The sequence below is a fragment of the Trueperaceae bacterium genome, from assembly GCA_031581195.1.
Lineage (GTDB): Bacteria > Deinococcota > Deinococci > Deinococcales > Trueperaceae > SLSQ01.
This window is the reverse complement of record JAVLCF010000208.1, coordinates 1-1,691: the sequence shown is the minus strand read 5'-3', so window position 1 is coordinate 1,691 and position 1,691 is coordinate 1. Positions and strand designations below refer to the sequence as shown.

2 protein-coding genes and 3 tRNA genes are annotated in these 1,691 nt (G+C 71.7%); all 5 read left to right on the top strand.

Features of this window, described 5'->3' with window-relative positions; translation table 11 throughout:
• Positions 1 to 129 precede the first annotated feature (129 nt).
• The 5 genes from rpsT (at position 130) to RI554_11455 (ending at position 1,688) form a co-directional block, all read left to right on the top strand.
• Positions 130 to 408, top strand: coding sequence for a 30S ribosomal protein S20 (rpsT, locus tag RI554_11475; protein ID MDR9392632.1), 279 nt, complete (start codon positions 130 to 132; stop codon positions 406 to 408).
• 23 nt (positions 409 to 431) lie between these two features.
• Positions 432 to 1,268: a TrmH family RNA methyltransferase gene (locus RI554_11470; protein ID MDR9392631.1), complete on the top strand. Its 837-nt coding sequence runs from the start codon at positions 432 to 434 to the stop codon at positions 1,266 to 1,268.
• Between the two features lie 66 nt (positions 1,269 to 1,334).
• Positions 1,335 to 1,424, top strand: a tRNA-Ser gene (locus tag RI554_11465).
• A 54-nt stretch (positions 1,425 to 1,478) separates the two neighbouring features.
• A tRNA-Ser gene (locus RI554_11460) sits at positions 1,479 to 1,571 on the top strand.
• Positions 1,572 to 1,611: 40 nt separating this feature from the next.
• Positions 1,612 to 1,688: transfer RNA gene (locus tag RI554_11455), tRNA-Arg, on the top strand.
• The last annotated feature ends 3 nt before the right edge of the window (positions 1,689 to 1,691 follow it).

Sequence of the window (1,691 nt, the reverse complement as noted above, 5' to 3'; positions counted from 1 at the left end):
GTACTGAACCCATACACTCCGTTGCGCGCGCGGGGGCCGCGTGCTATCCTCGTCCGGCTAGGCCGCGGGCGTCCCGTGGCCCGAATCCCGACCCCCGCGGGCGACACGCCCGAGAGTTGCGAGGAACCCATGCCCGGCAACCCGTCCGTCATGAAGAAGCACCGCCAATCGGAGAAGCGCCGCCTGCGCAACCGCGCCGCGAAGTCGACGATCCGGACGTTTTCCAAGAAGGCGATCGCCGCCGCGGAACAGGGCGACTTCGCCGCCGCGGAGAAGTACCAGAAGGTCGTGCAGAGCCTCGTCGACAAGGCCTCGAAGGGCTCGACGATGCACAAGAACGCCGCGGCCCGCCGCAAGCACCGGCTCGCGTCGCGCATCCGCAAGATGCGCGACGGCGCCTCGGCCTGAGCGACGCCCCGCGCGTCCCGATCGTGAGCGACCCCGCGACCCCGCGCCCGGCCGACGCCGGGCGCGGGGTCCGCATCGTGCTGGTCCGCCCCAAGATCGCGGAGAACGTCGGGGCGGCGGCGCGCGCCATGAAGAACTTCGACTTGGCCGACCTCGTCCTGGTCGCGCCGCGCACCGAGGTGAACAAGAGCGCGTACGCCCTCGCCTCGCACGCCGGGGACGTCCTGGAGAACGCCCGGATCGTGCCCGACGTGGATGCGGCGCTCGAGGGCGTCACGTGGGCGCTCGGGACGTCGGCGCGGGGTCGGGCCAGCGAAGCGGTCCGCGAGTACGAGGTGGACGACGCCCTCGCGACGCTCCCCGCCGAGGGGGGCGCACTCGTGTTCGGACCCGAGGACCACGGCCTCGCCAACGACGAGCTCGACCGCTGCCAGGCGCTCCTGCGGATCCCCACCGCGGCGTACGCCTCGATCAACCTCTCGCAGGCCGTGAACGTCGTCGCGCAACGCTGGTTCGAGCGGCGCCGGCAGGCGCCGGACCTCCCGACGCCCGACCTCGCCGACCCGGTCGCGAACCCCGCGCAACCGGCGCCCGCCCCGCGCGAACAGGTCGAACGCTTCTACGCCGACCTCGTCGCCCTGTGGCACGAGATCGGCTACACCGACGCGAACCGGGAGGCGGCGACGCTGCGTCTCTACCGCGGCGTGTTCGACCGCACGACGTTGTCGGTGCGCGAGCTCGCCGCCCTGCGCGGCCTCGTGTCGCAGGCCTCCTGGGCGGCGCGCCTCCCGCCCGACCGGCTTCCGGGGCGCGCGGCCGGGGCGGACGACGAGGACGAACACGCCGACGCGGACGCGTGAGCGTCGGCCACGCCGGCGTTCGTTGACACCCTTCGAACGCCGCCGGTATACTCGCGGATGCTGACCGGAGGGTTGGCTGAGCGGTCGAAAGCGGCGGTCTTGAAAACCGTTGTGGGTTTGCGCCCACCGGGGGTTCGAATCCCTCACCCTCCGCCACGATTCGCTCCGGTCGGTGAGGCGCCCTCGGGGCGCCGTGCAGGACGCGACGATGGAGAGGTGGCCGAGCGGCTGAAGGCGCTCCCCTGCTAAGGGAGTATAGGGGCAAAACCTCTATCGAGGGTTCGAATCCCTCCCTCTCCGCCATACCGCCGCGCGCGAACGACGCGCCGTCGCCACAACGCGTGCACCCGTAGCTCAGCTGGATAGAGCGTCTGACTACGGATCAGAAGGCCAGGGGTTCGAATCCTCTCGGGTGCACCAACC

Excerpts from the sequence above, each read along its gene's own strand:
- rpsT (MDR9392632.1), top strand. The coding sequence starts at position 130 with ATGCCCGGCAACCCGTCCGTCATGAAGAAGCACCGCCAATCGGAGAAG.